Genomic DNA, 18,794 nt, shown 5'->3' with positions numbered 1-18,794 from the left:
AAAAACATGAAGCTGCAGATGATCTGCGCGGGAATGGCCGCGTGTCTGCTCTCGTCGCACGCGTTCGCGCGCGATTCGATCGAGCGCTATTCCATCGACGCCGCGCTGAAGAGCGAAAGCGGCGTGATCGATTCTGATGTCGGGCTCTATTTCGCGGGACAGCAGCATCCCGGCGTCGCGAAGTCGTTTGGCGTGTTCGCGACCAGCAAGAAGACCAACGCGTTCGGCAAGACCGATGAAGCCGCGTGCCAGCACGTGCTTCTCTCGGCGATGCGCGAGTTGCAGGCGCGCGTGCGCAAGGAAGGCGGCAACGCGGTCATCAACATCAAGAGCAACTACCGCAATGTCGAGCAAGAGAGCGCGACGGAGTTCACCTGCGGCGCGGGAGCGGTGATCGCGGGTGTCGCGCTGAAGGGAGAAGTGGTGACGCTGAAGAAGTAAGCCAGGACGCGAGGCGCGGCGTGCTCTTTTGCGCACGCCGCGCCTGGCGCTCAGAGGCTCTTGACGGCCGCGACGTTGACGAGCGTTTCGCGCCGCTTGCCGGGCTTCGGCGCATGGAGGCCGATGCGCTCCAGGAGTCCGAAATCCTTCGCACGGCTCCACCACAAGTAGGGCAGCGACACGTTGCGAGGCGCGAAGCTGAATCCGCCATTGCGGATCATGTCGAGATAGCCGTCCGCGCTCTTTTGCACATGCATCGGATGGCGGAACAGAAGGCGGATGACCCACGACTTGATATAGGCATCCGTCGATTCGGCGAACAGCAGCACGCCGCCGGGCTTGAGCACACGACGGAATTCGGCGAGCGCGCGCTCCTGCTCGACGAGATGATGGAAGGTCTGGTGACAGAAAACGACATCGGCGCTCGCATCGCCGAGCGGCAGACTGGCGCAGTCGCCGTGCAGCACTTCGATGCGTGTGGCGGCGGTGTCTGGATCGCTCGCGCAGGCCCGCGCGGCGTTTTCAGCGAGCGCAAGCGAAGGCTTGTGAAAGTCGATGCCGACGATGCGTTGCGGCGCAAACGCTTTCGTCAGCAGGCGAAACGAGATGCCCTGCCCGCAGCCGACATCGACGATCGTGGGATGCGCGGGCAGCGGCCCGTCGATCAGTCTCTTGAGGTCGTTGATGGCGACGCGCAGCACATGATGTTCCCAAGTGTGCGTGCGCAGGAACCAGACGCCGAATGCCGTTTCCGAAACGAACGGCACACTGGATGATTCGGTGTTCTGCACAGTTGAATCCGGTAGAGTTTTTTTGAAGTTGAATCTTTGATTTTTTGATGGCTCGATTGTAATCGCTGATACCTCGCGTTACGCCTCATTCGCTCGGTGATTCGCAGACGGCCTCATGAGAAATAGCAATGAATAAGGAATGTTCAATGAATGTTTGCGTCGATGTCGCCATTGTCGGAGCCGGCCCTTCCGGCGCGGTCGCCGCAGCGCTGTTGCGCAAGGCGGGACGTTCGGTGCTCGTGCTCGAGCGTCAGCATTTTCCGCGCTTTTCGATCGGTGAAAGTCTGTTGCCGCAAAGCATGGCCTATCTCGAAGAAGCGGGCATGTTGCAGGACGTCGTCGAAGCCGGCTTCCAGTACAAGAACGGCGCGCACTTCGTTCATCGCGATCGCGTGTCGGCTTATGACTTTCGCGACAAGCATTCGGACGGCTGGGGCACGACATTCCAGGTCGAACGCGCGGTGTTCGACGATCTGCTGATCCGTCGCGCGGCGAAGCAGGGCGCGGAAGTGCGCTTCGGCCATACCGTGCTCGACATGACGACGGGCGACGCGCCCGCGCTCGAAGTCGCCGACGAAGCGGGCACGCGCTATCGCGTGGATGCGCGCTTCGTGCTCGACGCGAGCGGATTCGGCCGCGTGCTGCCGCGCTTGCTGAACCTCGAAGCACCCACGCGCCTGCCCGCTCGCGCCGCGATCTTCACGCATGTGCGCGACGGCATTGCGCCCGAGGCGCACGATCGCAACAAGATCACGATCGCGGTGCATCCCGAGCATCGCGATGTCTGGTACTGGATGATTCCATTGGCGAACGGGCGTTCGTCCGTCGGATGCGTGGCGCACGCGGAGTTTCTCGACGTGCCGGAAGCGGACCGGGAAGCGAAGCTGCGCTCGCTGATCCAGACCGAACCGACGCTGAATCGCCTGATCGGCGATGCGCCATTCCTGATGCCGGTGCGGCATCTCGGCGGCTATTCGGCGAACGTCGAGCGGCTGCACGGGCCCGGTTACGCGCTGCTCGGCAATGCGGGCGAGTTTCTGGACCCCGTGTTTTCCTCGGGCGTGACGATCGCGCTGCGATCCGCGCATCTCGCCGTCGAGACGCTGAAGCGTCAGTTGAACGGCGAAGCCGTCGACTGGCAGGCGGGCTATGACCAACCATTGCGCAAGGGCATCGATACGTTTCGCGCATTCGTCGAAAACTGGTACACGGGGAAATTGCAGGACATCATCTTCGCGACCGGGCAGACACCCTCCATTCGCCGCATGATCAGCGCCGTGCTCGCCGGGTACGCCTGGGACGAGACGAATCCTTATGTCGTCGAGCCGGTGCGGCGATTGAACACGCTGCACGAGGTGTGCACGCGGCGTGAGTGAGGTGCAAGTCCCTTCAAAGCGGCATAATTCGCTTCGATTCGTAAAATGCTGCCTCAGAGCCGCATGTTCCGGCGTGAAAGCGTGTTAAATGCGCCCGTCACACGCCCGGATGGGAGATCGATTTGAAGCGAAAGATGCCCGCCCTGAACGCGCTGAGGGCCTTCGAGGTCGCCGGACACACCGGCAGCTTCACGCGCGCCGCCGAAATGCTGCACGTCACGCAAAGCGCGGTGAGCCGGCAGGTGCGTCAGCTCGAAACGCAGCTCGGCGAGCCGCTGCTGTTGCGCCGGCATCATCATCTGGAGCTTTCGGCAACCGGGCGGCTGCTGCTTCAGGCGCTCAAGATGTCGTTCGACCGCATCGAGCTGACGGTGCGCAGCATCCAGGAAAAGACTCATCTGAAGCGCCTGCGCATCAACGCGCCGCCCACGTTTTCCAGCCGCTGGCTGATGCCGCGCCTCCAGTCGCTGCGCTCGGCCGCGCCCGAACTCGAAGTGACGCTGACCACGAGTCGCAAGGACGATCTCGTCGAATCGGGCGCGCTCGACTGCGCGATCCGCTTCGGCAACGGCGAGTGGGACAGCCTCGACAATCAGTTGCTGATGAACGAGCGCCATATCGCCGTGTGCTCGCCGGCGCTCATCGGGGATCGCGATACGGCGGACATCGATCTCAACGAGTTCACGCTGCTGCACGTGCTCGCGGCGAGCGACCAGCGCTATCTCACCTGGCAGCACTGGCTCAAGGCGGCCGATATCGCACACGTCGATACGCGCGGCGGCTATGAGTTCGACCTGCTCGACCATGCCATTCGCGCGGCAGTGGACGGGCTCGGCGTCACCATCGCGGACCGTCACATGATCGCGCACGAATTGCGGCAGGGCACGCTCGTGCCGATCGTCGATGTCGAAGTGGACGGGCATCAGTCGTACTGGCTCGTCACGCGCACCGGCCAGGACGATGCGCCCCAGGTCGCGCTGTTTCGCGAATGGCTGCGCGCGGAAATCGACAAGCAGGCGCGCGGGCGAAGCAGCAAGCGCGCGCGGGCATAAGCGGGGGAAATCATCGTGCGGCGCTTGCCATCCTTGACCGCGTTGCGCTTTTTCGAGGAAAGCGCGCGCCATATGAGTTTCAACAAATCCGCCGCCGCGCTGTGCGTGACGCCGGGGGCGGTCAGCCGCCAGATCCGTTTGCTCGAGGACGCACTCGGCACCAAGCTGTTCGATCGCGATCACAAGGGTATTCGCCTGACGAAGCAGGGCGAGGAATTGCTCGCGTGTCTCTCCGACGCCTTCGATTCGATCGAACGCGTGACGCTCGCGCTGTCCCGGGCGAAACGCAGCGAGCGCAAACGCCTGACCGTTGGCGCGCCGCCGACTTTCGCGACGCGCTGGCTCTCGCCGCGGCTCGGCGCGCTGATCGACGCGGTTCCCGACATCGACCTCTCCGTGCGCACCGACGCCGCCGACGACCGTCAGTGCAGCGTGCGCTTCGGCTACGAGGCGCGGGCGGATCATCGGTCGGAATTGCTGTTCATCGAACGGCACGTGCTGGTCGGCGCGACAAAATTCGCGGGGCAACCGGTCGAGGCGCTGCTCGAACGCCTGCCGACGCTGCACGTCCTGCATAACGACGCGCGCCTCACGCTATGGCCGAACTGGCTGGATGCGGCCGGATTGCCGCGCGCGCTGGCGGAAAACGGCATCGAATTCTCGACGCTCGATCAGGCGATTCACGCCGCGCGCGCGGGTTCGGGCCTGGCGGTCGTGGATCGCAACATGATCGCGGACGAACTGCACGACGGTGCGCTGGTGCAACTGTCGCCGGTGGAATCCACGGGGCCGTATGGCTACTGGCTCGACATCGCGCCTTCGTTCGCGAGCGCGGACAGCGTGCAGGCCTTCGCGGAGTGGCTGCGCGGCGAAGGCGCGAAAGCTACGCAGCCGTGAGCGTGTGGCAGCCACGAAAGGCCGTTTCCGACACGGAGTCGTTCTCATTTTGATCAGCGTTCGCGATTGGGATCGATGTTTCATTTCCATTCCTGAACGTCCGTTCGACTAGAAAAAATGTCGTGTGCGCTACCGCACAAAGGACAAAAGATTAGTCCTACGGCACGATTTCTAATCCACTAATGTCCTCTTGCAGCAGCCTTGCGCTGACCCGTGACGCAGAGGAGATCATGAAAAGAAATTTCCGTGCGATTGTCAGAAATGCCTCCTCCACGCTGTGTCTCTTCGCACTCGCGCCCGCGCTGTCTTATGCGCAAAGTACGCTGAGCGCGCGTTCCTTCGGCGACCTGAGCGATACATCGGATGCGGTCACCGAGAACGGTATTTCCAGCACGGCGGGCGGTCTCGGCTCGAAAGCCGAACGCCAGCAATGTCTCAACGGTCTGAATCCGTCGGGCAACAACGGCGCGGTCAAGCTCAAAGTGCAGATGGGCACGTATCGCATCTACAACCCGTCGACGGATACGTTCGACACCGTCTGGATGCGCTCCTACAACGGCTGCCCCACGGGACCGACGATCAGCGTCAGGCCGAATGCGAAACTCAAGGTGACGCTCGACAACCAGCTCGGCGCCGACAATCCGCCCGCGAGTTGCCCGCCGAATCCGGACCATTCGACGCCGCACTGCTTCAACGATACGAACCTTCATACGCACGGCCTGCATATCTCGCCGTCGGGCGATCAGGACAACGTGCTGGTCACAGTGAAACCGGGCGACAAGCCGCGCGTGTACAACTTCCAGATTCCGGCGAACCATCCGTCGGGCACGTTCTGGTATCACGCGCATCTGCACGGCTCGACCGCGATCAACGTCGCGAGCGGCATGGCGGGCGTGCTGATCGTGCGCGGCTCGCGGCAGGCGCGCGCCGGCGTGGCAGACGGCAGCGCGGATATCGACACGATCCTGCATCGCAAGCAGGCTTCGCAGCCGATGCGCGAGCATGTGATGCTGTTTCAGCAGATCGAGTACGGCTGCTTCGCCAACGCCACGACCGATGTGCCGGATTTCGATCCGGCGACCTATGAATGGACCTGCCCGTCCGGCAGCAGCAAGGGCGAAATTCGCGGCTACACGCACCAGCTCGCGTTTCTCGACCCGAACCCGACCCGCATCCCCCCTCAGCTCAATTCGTCATGGATCTGGTCCGGGCGCTACACGCAGATCAACGGTGTCGTGCAGCCGGTGTTCCCGAGCGCCACGACCTTCATGCCGGCGGGGGAAATCCGGCGTTTTCGCATGGTGCACGGCGGCAATCGCGACACCATCAACGTGAAGTTCGTGCGCGCGAACCTTTCCGCGCTGGGCCTCGCGGATTCGCAAGCGCTGTCGGCGGCGCAGGTCGATGCGGCCACGAACGCGGCCGCGACGAAGCTCGCGGGCAATCACTCGAAGGCATCGCAGGTGGTCGCGCTGAACGCGATCTGCAACGGTGAAATCGTCAAGCAACTGGAGTTCGCGGAAGACGGCATCACCATGCGGACAATGGTCGAAAAGGACGTCAACTCGATGAACCCGGGTTATCGCAGTGACGTGCTCGTGGCGTTTCCGTCGCCGGGGCTGTACTGCATGCTGGACGAAGCCAGCGACTTGTCCTCGACGATCAACTTCCGCGTCGGTTCGATGAAGGGCAAGGACCGGCGGCTGCTCGCGTTCGCGCGCGTGGGCCCGGGCGTGAACATTCCGAACACGACGGTGGGCGACCACTCGAAATACTGGCAGTACATTCGCGATCAGCTCGTCGCCGGGAACACGAATCTGCCGGACCCGGCGAAGTCCGATCTGACGTCGCTCTCATTGCGCGCGTTCGCGCCGACGATTCCCGTCGACGGACCGATCGCGAAAGTGGTGCCCGCCGTATTCGACATCACGTTCCCCGGACCGCAGTTCGTCGTCAACGGCAAGACCTACGACCCGGATCCGACGAAGCCCACCTTTACGGGCACGCTCGGCACCATCGATCAATGGAACGTCTCGGCGGGTGCGCTCGCCACGCATGTGTTCCACATCCACACGAATCCGTTCAGGATCATGGACATCCTGAACGGCGCGAAGGAATCGATCTTCAACGGCTCGGGCGGATGCACCGACGCGGAACTCAGGAGCGGCAACGGCGACACGGAGTACTGCAATCTGCAGGGCGTGGTGCGCGACACGCTGTTCCTCAAGGCGGGCTACACGCTGCAGATGCGCACGATCTATCAGGACTTCACGGGCGACTTCGTGATGCACTGTCATATCCTCGACCACGAGGATCGCGGCATGATGGCGGGCGTGCACATCGATTCGGCGAAGACGGCGTTTCTGCAGAACGTGACCGCGCCGTTCACCGCCATGACGAAGGACGCGACGCGCTGGTTCGCGCGCCTGAGCGGGAAAGACGAGGCGCAACTGGCGCTGGCCGGATCGCTTTGCACCGCGCGGGATTATACGAAGAGGTGAAGGTCGAGCGAATCGGCGGGGCTTGCTCAATGCGCCCCGCCGTGCGCGTGAAGCGCGTCAGGCGCCGCTTGCCTGATTCAACGTCAGATGCTTCGTTTCCGGCGCCCACGCGATCGACACGAGCATGCCGACCAGCAACACGCCGGCAAGCGCGAGCATCGTCATCTGAATGCCGGCCTGCGCGATGCCGACAGGCAGCAGGAACGTCCCCACCGCCGAGCCGAGCCGGCTGCACGCAATCGAGAGCCCGACGCCGCACGCGCGCGCTTCGGTCGGAAAGCACTCGGGCGGAAACACGCCGACGAGATTGGAGAATGCCGACATCGTCAGCGTGAAGAGGCCGAACGCGGCGATCATTGCGATGTTCGCCGATGGCGGCAGCACCGCCAGCGCGAGCAGCGACACGCAGCACACCGCAAACGAGCCGATCAGAAACGAGCGGCGCGACAGCCTGATCGTGAGCCAGATTCCGATGAGCGCGCCCAGCACGAGAAACGCGTTGAGCAGCAGATCGGCGCCCGAGCCTTCGGGTACGCGGATCGCCGTGAGAATGCTCGGCAGGAACGTGTAGATCGCGAAATACGGAATCACGAGACACACGAAGAACGCGCAGTTGAAAAGCGTGCGGCGGATCAGGTCCGGCTTGAACAGGCGCGCGAAACCGCCCTGGCCGGCGAAGTGCTCGCCCGTGTCCGACTCGAGCGTCACGTTCGGGCCGAAGTGCTTGCGCACGATGCGCATCGCTTCATCGACGCGGCCCCGGCCGAGCAGCCAGCGCGGCGACTCCGGCGTGCCCATGCGCAGAATCAGCACGAGGAACGCGGGCACGCCGGCGGAGGCGAGCAGCCAGCGCCACGCATCGGGCGAGGCGTCGGCGTAATGCATGCCGAGCACGTTCGCGATCACATAGCCGATCGTCCAGATCACGCTGAACGAGCCGAGCAGCGTGCCGCGATGCTTGCGCGGCGAGAACTCCGCGAGAATCGCGTGACCGACGGCGAAATCGCCGCCCATGCCGAAGCCGATCAGCACGCGCAGGCCGACCAGCATCGCCGGCGTGGTCGCGTAGAACTGCGCGAACGCGGCTGCCGTGATGATGACGAAACTGAGCAAAAAGATCTTCTGCCGGCCGAGCCTGTCGGAGAGCCAGCCGAACACGAGACTGCCGAGAAAGATTCCGATCAGCGCGGAGGAACCGAGCAGGCCCATCCAGAACGCGTCGAGCGGAATCTGCCGGTTCAGTGACGACAACGCGTAACCGATCGAGCCGATCGCATAACCTTCCGTGAAATGCGCGCCGAACGTGAGACCGGCGATCTTCACGTGGAAGCTGTTGAGCGGCACATCGTCGAGCGCGATGCGCTCATGCGTCGTATGAGCGGGCGCGGCGGCGCCGGGGGCGAGCGCTTGCGGGCTGAAGCTTCGAGTATCCAAAAGTATCTCCTCCACATGCGGGGAGCGGCGCGTCGGACGCCGCATTAAAGCCGCGCACGCAATGGCGCTATCGTTCGTATGTTCGTGCGTGCGCGGCTGAGCGATGAATCAGCGGCCGAGTCCGGCCATCATCATGTACTTGAGCTCCATGTATTCATCGAGCCCGTACTTCGAGCCTTCGCGGCCCAGTCCGGATTGCTTGACGCCGCCGAAGGGCGCGACTTCCGTCGAGATGATTCCTTCGTTGATGCCGACCATGCCGCTCTCCAGCGCCTCCGCGACCCGCCACGCGCGGCCCAGATCGCGCGTGTAGAAGTACGCGGACAGGCCGAAGGGCGTGTCGTTCGACGCGGCGATCACCTCTTCTTCCGTGTCGAAGCGGAAGCACGCGGCGACCGGGCCGAAGGTCTCTTCATCGGCGATCAGCATCGAAGGCGTCGCGTCCGCGAGCACCGTCGGCTGATAGAACGTGCCGCCGAGCGCGTGCGCCTTGCCGCCGGTCAGCACTCTCGCGCCTTTTGCGACGGCATCGGCGACGTGCATTTCGACCTTCTTCAGCGCGGCGTCGTTGATGAGCGGACCCTGATCGAACGCGCCTTCGAGGCCGTTACCCACGCGCAGCTTGTGCACCGCGCGCGTCAATGCCTGCGTGAACGCGTCGTAGACGCCGTCCTGCACGTAGAAGCGATTCACGCACACGCAGGTCTGCCCGGTGTTGCGGAACTTCGAGGCGATCGCGCCCTGCACGGCGGCGTCGATATCGGCGTCGTCGAACACGATGAAGGGCGCGTTGCCGCCGAGTTCGAGCGAGAGCTTCTTGAGCGTATCGGCCGATTGCTTCGCGAGCAGCTTGCCGACACGCGTGGAACCGGTGAACGACAGCTTGCGCACGTCGGGCGACTCGGTCAGCACCGAGCCGATGGCGACCGCATCACCCGAGACGATGTTGAACACGCCCGCCGGAATGCCCGCTTCCTCGGCCAGCACGGCGAGTGCGAGCGCGGAAAGCGGCGTTTCCTCCGATGGCTTGAGCACCATCGTGCAGCCTGCGGCGATCGCCGGGCCGGCCTTGCGCGTGATCATCGCGAGCGGGAAGTTCCACGGCGTGATCGCGGCGACGACGCCCACCGGCTCGCGCGTCACGACGATCTTCGAATCCGGTTTCGGACTCGGGATGATGTCGCCGTAGCTGCGCTTCGCTTCTTCCGCGAACCATTCGAAGAAGCTCGCCGCGTAGCCGACTTCACCGAGCGCCTCGGCGAGCGGCTTGCCCTGCTCGCGCGTCAGCAGTTCGGCGAGCGTGTTGCGATTGGCGAGCATCAGTTCGCCCCAGCGCTTCACACGCGCGCTGCGCTCCTTCGCGGGCAACGCGCGCCAGGCGGGAAACGCGCGCTTCGCGGCATCGATGGCCGATTGCGTTTCCGCGCCGCCGCCGCGCGCGACATTCGCGATCACTTCGCGCGTTGCCGGATTGCTTACTTCGTAGCGCTCGCGGCTCTCGCACCACTTGCCGTCGATATAGTGATTCGTCTGCAAAAGCTCTTTCATGCCGCGCGCTCCAGTTGTTCGAAGACACCTTGCGCCGCACGTCCCTCGCGCGCGATGCGCCGTCCCGCGGTGTAGTCGTTGATGAGGTCGCAGGGCGTGTAGTTGCGTTCGAGCTCGTGCATCTCTTCATCGGTCAGTTTCGTTTCGAGTGCGGCGAGCGCGCTGTCGAACTGCGCGGCGGAATCCGCGCCGACCAGCATCGAAGCGATGCCCGGACGCGAAAGCACCCACGCCTGCGCGATCTGAGCCGCTGAAACACCGCGCCGCGCCGCGACACGCGCCACCGAAGCCGCGATCTCGCGCGATGCGTTATCGCCGTACATTTGCGCGGTGAAGAAGTCGGTCTGATTGCGCGTGGACTTCGCGTCGCACGTGAGCAGGCCGCGTGCGAGCGGGCTGAACACGGAAACGCCCACGCCCTGATCCATGCAGTACGGAATCATCTCGCGCTCTTCCTCGCGATACGCGAGGTTCAACTGCAACTGCATGTTGATCGGCTTGTGCCAGCCGTGACGCTCGCAGGCCTGCATGATCTTGGCGAACTGCCACGTGTACATGGTCGAGACGCCGATATAGCGCGCCTTGCCCGAGCGCACGATGTCGTCGAGCGCGTTCATGGTTTCCTCGACAGGCGTGTTCACGTCGAAGAAATGCAGCATGTAGACGTCGACGTAATCCATGCCCAGACGCTTCAGGGAACCGTCGATGCCGTCCATGATGTGCTTGCGGGAATGGCCGCCCGCGTTCGGGTGACTCGCCATGTCGTAGCCGACCTTGGTCGTGACGACGACTTCATCGCGCTTGACGAGCCGCTTCAGAATGCGGCCGACGACTTCCTCGCCCACGCCGGTCGAATAGAAATCCGCCAGATCGATGAAGTTCACGCCCGCGTCGAGCGCGTGCTTCACGATCGGCTCGCTTTGCGCTTCGTCGAAAATCCACGGTTTCCATTGCGGCGTGCCCATGTTCATCGTGCCCAGGCACAGACGCGAAACCTTCAGGCCGGACTGGCCGAGACGTACGTATTCCATCGACTGAACTCCTTAGCGCGACTTCGGCGTATAGAACGGATTCGAGACTTCGCGCGCCGCCTTGAACACGGCCTCCTTGCGCGGCAGACCTTCCATCGCGGCGATGATCGCGTTCTTGCACGCGCGATAGTTGTTCTCGAATACAGCGTCGAGATCGTCGGTGTTCGGATTGACCCAGTTCGCGGACACGACGACCCAGTCGTTTTCCGCTTCGGGCGGCAGCGTGCCGTTTTCGAGCGATTCGGCCACCGCCTTCGCGATGCCAGCCTGCGACGCGCCCCAGGTGGCGTTGCCGTGGAAGTCGCTGCCGATCTGCGCCTTGTTGACGTAGAGCGTGAGCGGTTTGGTCGGCACGCCCGGCTGCGCGATGACGACGAAAGGCGCGTGCCCCGCCGACGGCGTCGCGAGCGCGGTGGCGAACGCCTGTCCGGCCGGGCCGTTGCGCGGGCCGACCAGCACGTTGATATGGGCGAGATTGACGCCGGGGCCTTCGAAGCCTTCGCCGATGAAGAGGTTCTTTTCCATTGACTCGTTCCTATGCGCTAGTTGTGTCCATTCACGCCACCGTCGCGGTGGATGTGGGGCATTCTGCGGCGGACGTCGCGCGAGGAGGAATCGAGGATTTTTGAGGGTGGCGTTGAAGAAAGCTCAACTCGGGGTTGACCCGTAGGCGGGACATTGACGCGAATGCGGTGTGGCTTTCAGTTTCCTAAGCGTCTCATAAGGTTCGATTCCGACAATGACGGTTTCTCCCTGAATGCGGAGCGTTTCGCAACGCCGCGCTCCCCACACGCGCATGTCCGTCACCGACCTGAGCCCAATGCATCCCGCAGGCGACGCACCCTGGCAGCACTTCGATCTCGCCAAGGCCCGCGTGCAGATTCACGAACCGCCCGCGCCCGGCGAAGTCTGCCTGTGGCTCGTGCCGAGCGAATTCCGCTTCGCGTCGGCGTCGAATATCGGCAACTGGCTGAACGCAGCCGAGCGCAAGCGCGCGCGGCTGCATCCGAACTCCGCGCTGGGCCGGCGCTTCAGCGTCGCGCGCGCCACCTTGCGTCTCGTGCTTTCGCACATGTTCAAGTGCGAGCCGCACGAAGTCGGCGTCGACGACGAGCCCGGAGAGCGCATCGTCGTCACGCATCCGCATGACGCGGGCACGCTCACGGTCGATGTCGCCTGGTCGGGCATCTGGATCGTGGTGGCGGTGGCATCGGCGAGAATAGGGCTTGGCCTGACGGTCGAGCCGGCCGGTCCACACGACGAGACCGCCCGCCGCGTGCTGTGGGCCGAGGCGGCGCGCACCGGCAAGACGCGCGCCGAACGCGCCGAAGCACGCGACGGCGACCGTCCGGCCGACTGGCGCGGCCTCACGCTGCCGATGCCCGGCGGCATCTGCGGCGTGCTCGCCGTCGACCGGCCGGTCACGCGCGTGCTGGCATTCGGCTGGGAACGGCCGCTCGAAGCAGAGGCGCGCGCGGTCGCATCCTGAGCCCGCGCGAGCGCCGGGCAAGACTGGACTGGAGAACCATCGAATCATGGATTGGACCGCGCTCGCGCAACGCCACGCGGTGGCGCTCATCGCCATCGTGCTTTTCGCCGTGCCCGTGCTCGCGGCCTGCGTCTACGCCTGGGCCGCGCGCCAACGGCGCATGTCGGCATCGAACGGCCTTATCGCCGCGCTCGTGCCGGCGGCGTTCGGCGCCGCCGTGTTCGTCGCGATCGCGATGCGCATCGCGCGCGGCACGGCGTTCTCGTCGGCGGATCAATTGCTGCTCGATGCTGTGCGCGACGGCACGCCCGCCGTGGCCGCGCAAGGCCTCGCCGCGATCACGCATCTCGGCGATCCGTGGTTTCTCATCGTGCTGTGCGTGTTCGTGTGCGCGGCGCTGCTGCTCGCGCGCCGCTTCGGCCTGGCCTTGCATTTCGCGGCCGTCACGGGTGCGGGCGGGCTGCTCAATCAGGCGCTCAAGGCAATGATGCGCCGCGAACGCCCGACCGGATCGACCGTGCCGATTCCCGAGAGCTTCTCGTTTCCGAGCGGCCACACCTTCGGGTCGATCGTCTGCTACGGCATGTGCGCGTATGTGCTGCTGCGCCTCGCGCCGACCCGGCGCGATCCGTTCATCGTCGCGCTGGCGTGCTTCATCGTGCTGACGATCGGCGCGAGCCGCGTCGTTATCGGTGTGCATTTTCCCGGCGACGTGGTCGGCGGATTCGCCTCGGGCGGCGCGTGGCTCGCGGCGGGCATCGGCGTGGCGGAGTGGATGCGGCGTCGCGCAGGAGCGGTTTCGGAATAGGTCGATTGTCAGGAGCGTCGCGCGCCGATAGTTTTTGACCTTTTTCGAGCGCTGAAGCGATGTTCAAATCGAAAGTCTATGGCCTGGTCGGCCTTGCCTGCGTGCTGGCCGGATTGAGCGCCTGCGCGGCCTTTATTCCCGAGCCGGATCCGACCGAGTTCATGAGCCGCGTCAAAGTTGGCATGACGCGGGCTGATGTCGAGGACAGACTCGGACCGCCCGATGGCAACTGGGGGCCATGGCACTCGCTCTGCACCGAATACGGCTTCGGCAAGCATGGCGCGGATCGCTACTCCGTCTACTACAACAACCAGACCCGCGTCGTATATACGGAACACGCGGCGTGCAACGTGACGCGTGCCAAGGAAGTCGGACTGCGCTGAGCGCCCGAAAAGCAAAAAACCCCACGCAGGCGTGGGGTTCTTCGTTGATCAGACCGCGCAGCCGTATCAGTTCGCCGTCGGCCGCCATTTGAGCAGACGATGTTCGACCGCCGTGAGCAGATAGTCCGCCGCGAGCGCGACCACCGCGAGCACGATCATCGCCGCGAACACGCCGCTCGCGTTGAACGCGCCTTGCGCGGTGGAGATCAGCAGGCCGATGCCCTGCTTCGAACCGAGAAACTCGCCGACCACCGCGCCGACCAGCGCGAAGCCGAAGCTCACGTGCAGGCTCGCGAGAATCCACGACAGCGCCGACGGAATCACCACCGAAGTCGTCACCTGACGGCGCGACGCGCCGAGAATCTGCGCATTCGCGATCATGTAACGGTCCGCCTCGCGCACGCCCTGGAATGCATTGGCGAACACGACGAAGAACACCATCACCACGGCCAGCGCGACCTTCGAGGCCATGCCGAGGCCCAGCGCGATCACGAACACCGAGCCCAGCACGACGCGCGGAATCGAGTTGGCGATCTTGATGTAGAGGCTGAACACATCCGACAGCAGCTTGTTGCGGCCGAGCACGATGCCGCAGACCACCCCGCCCACGGAACCGATCAGAAAGCCGAGGATCGTCTCTTCGAGCGTCACCCAGACTTGCGTGAGCAGCGGCCCTTGCGAGGTGCCTTCGATGAACCATTCGACGATCTGATCGAAGATCGCGGTCGGCATCGAGAAGAAGAACGGATCGATCCAGTGCAGCCGCGCCGCCAGTTCCCAGCCGCCGAGCACGAACACGAGCACCGCGATGCGCAGTCCGATCACGAGCGCGTGACGCTGCCTGATGCGCTTTTGCGCTTCACGTTCGACGCGGGCGAGCGTGCCGGGATCGATGCCCGAGGGCATCGCTTGTTGAGGTGTTGACATGTCTTGTTCCTTGAAGGCAGGTTCAACCGATCTGGACTTCTTCGCGCAGGTCGCGCCAGATGTCGCGCGAAATTTCGATGAAGTGCGGGTGATAGCGAATTTCCGACGTGATGCGCGGACGCGGCAGGTCGATCTCGTAGACCTTCTTGAGCGTCGCCGGACGCGCCGTCAGCACGAACACGCGGTCCGCGAGCGCGATCGCCTCCTCCAGATCGTGCGTGACGAACACCACCGAACCCGCATTCGCCGACCACAGTTGCAGCAGCTCGTCCTGCATCAGCGTGCGCGTCTGCATGTCGAGCGCCGAGAAGGGCTCGTCCATCAGCAGGATTTCAGGCTTGTTGATGAAGGTCTGCGCGAGCGCGACGCGCTTTCTCATGCCGCCCGACAACTGATGCGGATAGTGCTTGCCGAACTTTTCCAGTCCGACGCGGCGCAGCCATTCGTTGGCTTCGTCGTAGGCGGCGGACTTCGAGCGGCCGCGATACATGGGACCCGCCGCGACGTTGTCCAGCACCGAGCGCCACGGGAACACGGCGTCGGCCTGAAACACGAAGCCGATGCGCGGATCGATGCCGTCGACCGGCTGGCCCATCACGCGCACTTCGCCGGTCGTCGGCTTGAGCAGGCCCGTGATCATGCTGAGCGTGGTGGACTTGCCGCACCCCGTCGGGCCGACCACCGCGACGAATTCACCCTTGGCCACCGACATGCTGAAGTCGCGCAGCGCGACCGTCGCCTTGCCGTCCGGCGAGATGAAGCGGCACGAGACGTTGCGCAATTCGATTGCAGGCGTGCCTTTGCTGGTTGGAGTCATTGCGTGAGTCTCACTTGGATGCGGTCGCCGTGCCCGCCAGGTATTCGTTCGAATACGTGCGCGCCAGATCGATATGCTTGCCCTTCACCGAAGGATTGAACGCGGAGAGCACCTTCAGCACGGTCTCGGGACCGTCGGCGGGCATCTTGCCGTCCTTCGTGAACATCGGCAGCGAAGCCTTCAGCGCGGCCACGTACAGGTCCTTGTTCTTCGCGTAATAGTCCTTCGGCATCTTCTCGGTGATCTCCTCGGCGCTGTGCGTCGCGATGAAGTTCAGCGTCTTCGCGAACGCGCGCGAGAGCTTCGCGGCATCGGCCTTGTGCGATTCGGCCCAAGCGCGCTGCACGTAGAAGCTCGATGCCGGATACGTGCCGCCGAGCGCGGCGCGCGTGCCTTCGAGGGTGCGCATGTCGACCAGCACCTTCGCGTCGCCGGTCTTGAGCAGTTGCGAGACGGTCGGCTCGGTGGTCATGCCCGCGTCGATGCGTTCCTGCTTGATCGCCGCAATGAAGCTGTTGTCCGCGCCCACCGGCAGCAGCGTGTACTCCTTCGAGGAGACGCCCGCGCGCTGCGCGAGGTACTGCGTGAGAAAGCTCGTCGATGAACCGAGGCCCGTCACGCCGAGCGTCTTGCCCTTGGCGTCGGCCATGCTCTTGAACTTGTCGGCGGCCTTGGTCGAGACCATTTCGACTTCGCCCGGCACCTGCCCGAAGATCACCAGCGCCTGAACTTCCTTGCCCTTGCTCTGCAGGTCGATAGTGTGATCGTAGAAACCGACCACGCCCTGCACCGCGCCCGCGAGCAGTTCGTTTTCGGCATCGACGCCGGCGGGCTGCGAGAGGACCTCGACATCGAGACCTTCATCCTTGAAGTAGCCGAGCTGCTCGGTCAGCTTCGCGGGCAGGTAGATGATCTTGGCGGCGCCGCCGACCATGATGGAAATCTTTTCGGCATGAGCCGTGACCGAAGTCGCGGCGAGCGCGAAAGCAATACCGGACACAGCGGCGATCTGGCGCAGAGTACGCATCGGGAGTCTCCTTGATGAGGGCCGTTGACGGTGAAGGCCCGTTTATTCGAATGTGTGCGGCGATTATAGAAAGGCGAAACCTTCTGCCAGCTTTCTGGACCGATGGCAAACCATGGGTGTTAACCCGATGCGACGCGCGCCGCGCCGACGCCCTACAATCGCGCCACCATGAAGCTGCTTCTCATCGAAGACAACCCGACGCTGTCGCTCTGGCTCGCGAAGATGCTGGAGCAGGAGGCGTTCGCGCTGGAAACCGTGCAGGATGGCGAGTCCGCCGATCATCTCTTGCGCACGAATCAATACGATGTCGTGCTGCTGGACCTGAACCTGCCGCGCCTGTCAGGCAAGAACGTGCTGCGCCGCATGCGTCAGCGCGGCGACGCCACGCCGGTGATGATCCTCACGGCGAGCGGGTCCATCGACGAAAAAGTGGAGCTGCTCGGCGCCGGCGCGGACGATTACCTGGTGAAGCCTTTCGAAGTGCGCGAACTGGTCGCGCGCGTGAAGGTGATGATCCGGCGGCGCACGTCATCGACGGCGAACGAGGTGTCGTGCGGCGATCTCGTGTTCGATATCGACACCCGCCAGTTCACGCTGAAGGGCGCGCCGCTCAACGTGACGCCGCGCGAGCGCAGCGTGCTCGAAGCGTTGACCTTGCGCATGGGCAAGACCGTTTCGAAGGCGGCGCTGCTCGATGCGATCTTCACGCACGAGGATCAGCCCAGCGAAGACGCGCTCGAAATCTACGTGTCGCGGCTGCGCAAGAAGCTCGACGGCAGTTCGGCCGCGATCGTCACCTTGCGCGGACTCGGCTATCTGCTGCGCAAGAAGGACGATGACCAATAGCCTGCGCGTTCGCCTGTTGTGGTGGCTGCTCGTGCCGCTCGCGATCTACGTGTTCGTGACGGGCAAGGCCGCATACGACAACGCGCGGCATACGGCCGATCTGGTGCAGGAGAACATCCTGCTTGCTTCCGCCCGGATGATCGCGGGCGAAGTGGAGTGGTCGGACGGGCGCCTGCTGGTCGATGTGCCGCCTGCCGCGCTCGAAGTGTTCGCGTCGCCTTACGGCGATCAGGTGTTCTACAACGTGAGCGTCGACGACGGCCGCCTGCTCGCCGGCGTACCCGATTTCCCGACGCGTCAGACACCGGGCCACGACGCGCCCAATTACTACGACGCCGATCTCCACGGCAACGCGATACGCGCGGTCGGCTTCGTGCGCCAGATGTACGACAACGGCGCGATCCGCCGCGTGCTGGTATCGGTCGGCAAGACTCAGGCTTCGCGCGATGCGATGCTCCGCGAGATCTGGCGTCCACAGCTCGTGCGCATGATCGAGATGGTGCTGCTCGCGGTGGCGCTCGCGTGCATCGGTCTGACGTTCGAATTGCGGCCGCTGCTGAAGGTGAAGGAAGAAGTGATGGACCGCGATCCGATGCAGCTCGAACCGTTGCGCGTCGAGCGCCTGCATACGGAGTTGCGGCCGATCGTCGAGGCGATCAATCAGTGCATCGCGCGGCTCGGGCTTCAGGTAGCGGCGCAGCGACGCTTCATCGCGGATGCGGCGCATCAGCTGCGCACGCCGCTCACGCTGCTGGAGACGCAATTGCAGTTCGCGCGGCAGCATCGCGACATGGAGCCGACGCTTTCCGAAGCGCTGGCCGCGATGCAGCGAAGCAATCGTTCGATGGTCGGTCTCACCAACAAGCTCTTGCTGCTCGCCCAGGCCGAAGCGGCCGATTACACGCAGCTCGCGAAGCAGAAGGTCGATCTGGCGGCGATCGCGCAGGACGTCATCGAGGATCTGGCGATGTTCGCGCAGAAGCGCGATATCGATCTCGGCGCGGAACTGGTCGAATCGGCGACGATCATCGGGCACGAAGGGCTGCTGTCCGCGCTGGTCCACAACATCACCGAGAACGCGATCCGGTATACGCAGCCGGGCGGACACGTGACCGTGGCCGTCACGCGCGATGCGCAGCGCGTCACGCTCACCGTCACCGACGACGGCCCCGGCATTCCCGCCGAAGCGCGCAGCCGCGTGTTCGAGCCGTTCTATCGCGCGTCGGCGGATACCGAAGGAACCGGGCTCGGGCTCGCCATCGCGAAGGAAATCGTGCACGCGCATCGGGGAGAGATTGCGCTCGGGACGAGGGAGCAACCGGCGCGCGGGCTGGTGGTCGCGGTGGGGTTTGCGGCGCTGTAACGTGACCCAGCTCGTTTTGTTGTTGATGGGCAGTTAAACGTGCGGCCCACCGAAAAATGAAAG

The 18,794-nt window shown here is 64.2% G+C and carries 18 protein-coding genes; 10 read left to right on the top strand and 8 right to left on the bottom strand.

The window, feature by feature from the left end; genetic code table 11:
- Positions 1–6: 6 nt before the first annotated feature.
- Positions 7–441 (top strand): excinuclease ABC subunit A, encoded by a 435-nt coding sequence (locus AWB79_RS27640; protein ID WP_061170640.1) that lies wholly within the window; start codon positions 7–9, stop codon positions 439–441.
- 50 nt (positions 442–491) lie between these two features.
- Here the strand turns inward: AWB79_RS27640 and AWB79_RS27635 are convergent, their stop codons facing one another.
- On the bottom strand, positions 492–1,232 hold the full coding sequence (locus AWB79_RS27635) for a class I SAM-dependent methyltransferase (RefSeq protein WP_061170639.1): 741 nt from the start codon (positions 1,230–1,232) through the stop codon (positions 492–494).
- 128 nt (positions 1,233–1,360) lie between these two features.
- Between AWB79_RS27635 and AWB79_RS27630 the strand changes: the two genes are divergently transcribed.
- The 4 genes from AWB79_RS27630 to AWB79_RS27615 all read left to right on the top strand — a co-directional run bounded on the left by AWB79_RS27630 (position 1,361) and on the right by AWB79_RS27615 (position 7,058).
- Positions 1,361–2,608, top strand: coding sequence for an NAD(P)/FAD-dependent oxidoreductase (locus tag AWB79_RS27630; protein WP_061170638.1), 1,248 nt, complete (start codon positions 1,361–1,363; stop codon positions 2,606–2,608).
- A 134-nt stretch (positions 2,609–2,742) separates the two neighbouring features.
- Positions 2,743–3,660, top strand: a complete 918-nt coding sequence (locus AWB79_RS27625; RefSeq protein ID WP_061170637.1) for a LysR substrate-binding domain-containing protein — start codon at positions 2,743–2,745, stop codon at positions 3,658–3,660.
- Positions 3,661–3,675: 15 nt separating this feature from the next.
- Positions 3,676–4,557, top strand: a complete 882-nt coding sequence (locus AWB79_RS27620; RefSeq protein WP_061170636.1) for a LysR substrate-binding domain-containing protein — start codon at positions 3,676–3,678, stop codon at positions 4,555–4,557.
- A gap of 230 nt (positions 4,558–4,787) precedes the next feature.
- Entirely contained in the window at positions 4,788–7,058 is a 2,271-nt protein-coding gene (locus AWB79_RS27615; protein WP_061170635.1) for a multicopper oxidase family protein, read from the top strand.
- A 57-nt stretch (positions 7,059–7,115) separates the two neighbouring features.
- On the opposite strand, the gene AWB79_RS27610 is transcribed toward AWB79_RS27615, so the two are convergent.
- The 4 genes from AWB79_RS27610 to fae all read right to left on the bottom strand — a co-directional run bounded on the left by AWB79_RS27610 (position 7,116) and on the right by fae (position 11,596).
- The gene (locus AWB79_RS27610) at positions 7,116–8,492 is read right to left on the bottom strand and encodes an MFS transporter (RefSeq protein WP_232471049.1); all 1,377 of its coding nucleotides are present in this window, start codon (positions 8,490–8,492) and stop codon (positions 7,116–7,118) included.
- Between the two features lie 108 nt (positions 8,493–8,600).
- Positions 8,601–10,040, bottom strand: coding sequence for an NAD-dependent succinate-semialdehyde dehydrogenase (locus AWB79_RS27605; RefSeq protein ID WP_061170634.1), 1,440 nt, complete (start codon positions 10,038–10,040; stop codon positions 8,601–8,603).
- A complete protein-coding gene (locus tag AWB79_RS27600) occupies positions 10,037–11,071 on the bottom strand; it encodes an aldo/keto reductase (protein WP_061170633.1) in 1,035 nt (344 codons plus the stop codon). The genes AWB79_RS27605 and AWB79_RS27600 overlap by 4 nt, the downstream gene beginning before the upstream one ends.
- Positions 11,072–11,083: 12 nt before the next feature.
- Positions 11,084–11,596: a formaldehyde-activating enzyme gene (gene fae, locus AWB79_RS27595; protein WP_061170632.1), complete on the bottom strand. Its 513-nt coding sequence runs from the start codon at positions 11,594–11,596 to the stop codon at positions 11,084–11,086.
- Positions 11,597–11,867: 271 nt separating this feature from the next.
- Here fae and AWB79_RS27590 point away from each other — a divergent pair, with 271 nt between their 5' ends.
- From AWB79_RS27590 to AWB79_RS27580, 3 genes are read left to right on the top strand one after another with little or no spacing between them, the layout of a single operon-like run.
- Positions 11,868–12,560, top strand: coding sequence for a hypothetical protein (locus AWB79_RS27590; RefSeq protein ID WP_232471048.1), 693 nt, complete (start codon positions 11,868–11,870; stop codon positions 12,558–12,560).
- 46 nt (positions 12,561–12,606) lie between these two features.
- Positions 12,607–13,368: a phosphatase PAP2 family protein gene (locus AWB79_RS27585; RefSeq protein ID WP_061170630.1), complete on the top strand. Its 762-nt coding sequence runs from the start codon at positions 12,607–12,609 to the stop codon at positions 13,366–13,368.
- Positions 13,369–13,427: 59 nt separating this feature from the next.
- Positions 13,428–13,751, top strand: a complete 324-nt coding sequence (locus tag AWB79_RS27580; protein ID WP_061170629.1) for a hypothetical protein — start codon at positions 13,428–13,430, stop codon at positions 13,749–13,751.
- Positions 13,752–13,817: 66 nt separating this feature from the next.
- On the opposite strand, the gene AWB79_RS27575 is transcribed toward AWB79_RS27580, so the two are convergent.
- From AWB79_RS27575 to AWB79_RS27565, 3 genes are read right to left on the bottom strand one after another with little or no spacing between them, the layout of a single operon-like run.
- Entirely contained in the window at positions 13,818–14,678 is an 861-nt protein-coding gene (locus AWB79_RS27575; protein ID WP_061170628.1) for an ABC transporter permease, read from the bottom strand.
- A gap of 22 nt (positions 14,679–14,700) precedes the next feature.
- Complete coding sequence (locus AWB79_RS27570; RefSeq protein ID WP_061170627.1) at positions 14,701–15,495, bottom strand: ABC transporter ATP-binding protein; 795 nt, start codon at positions 15,493–15,495, stop codon at positions 14,701–14,703.
- Positions 15,496–15,505: 10 nt separating this feature from the next.
- The gene (locus AWB79_RS27565) at positions 15,506–16,522 is read right to left on the bottom strand and encodes an ABC transporter substrate-binding protein (RefSeq protein ID WP_061170626.1); all 1,017 of its coding nucleotides are present in this window, start codon (positions 16,520–16,522) and stop codon (positions 15,506–15,508) included.
- A gap of 168 nt (positions 16,523–16,690) precedes the next feature.
- On the opposite strand from AWB79_RS27565, the gene AWB79_RS27560 reads away from it, so the two are divergent.
- On the top strand, positions 16,691–17,368 hold the full coding sequence (locus AWB79_RS27560; RefSeq protein ID WP_061170625.1) for a response regulator: 678 nt from the start codon (positions 16,691–16,693) through the stop codon (positions 17,366–17,368).
- Positions 17,358–18,731: a sensor histidine kinase gene (locus AWB79_RS27555; RefSeq protein WP_061170624.1), complete on the top strand. Its 1,374-nt coding sequence runs from the start codon at positions 17,358–17,360 to the stop codon at positions 18,729–18,731. The genes AWB79_RS27560 and AWB79_RS27555 overlap by 11 nt, the downstream gene beginning before the upstream one ends.
- Positions 18,732–18,794 lie beyond the last annotated feature (63 nt).

Source organism: Caballeronia hypogeia, from assembly GCF_001544875.2.
Classification (GTDB): Bacteria; Pseudomonadota; Gammaproteobacteria; order Burkholderiales; family Burkholderiaceae; genus Caballeronia; species Caballeronia hypogeia.
This window is presented reverse-complemented; position numbering and strand designations above follow the sequence as displayed.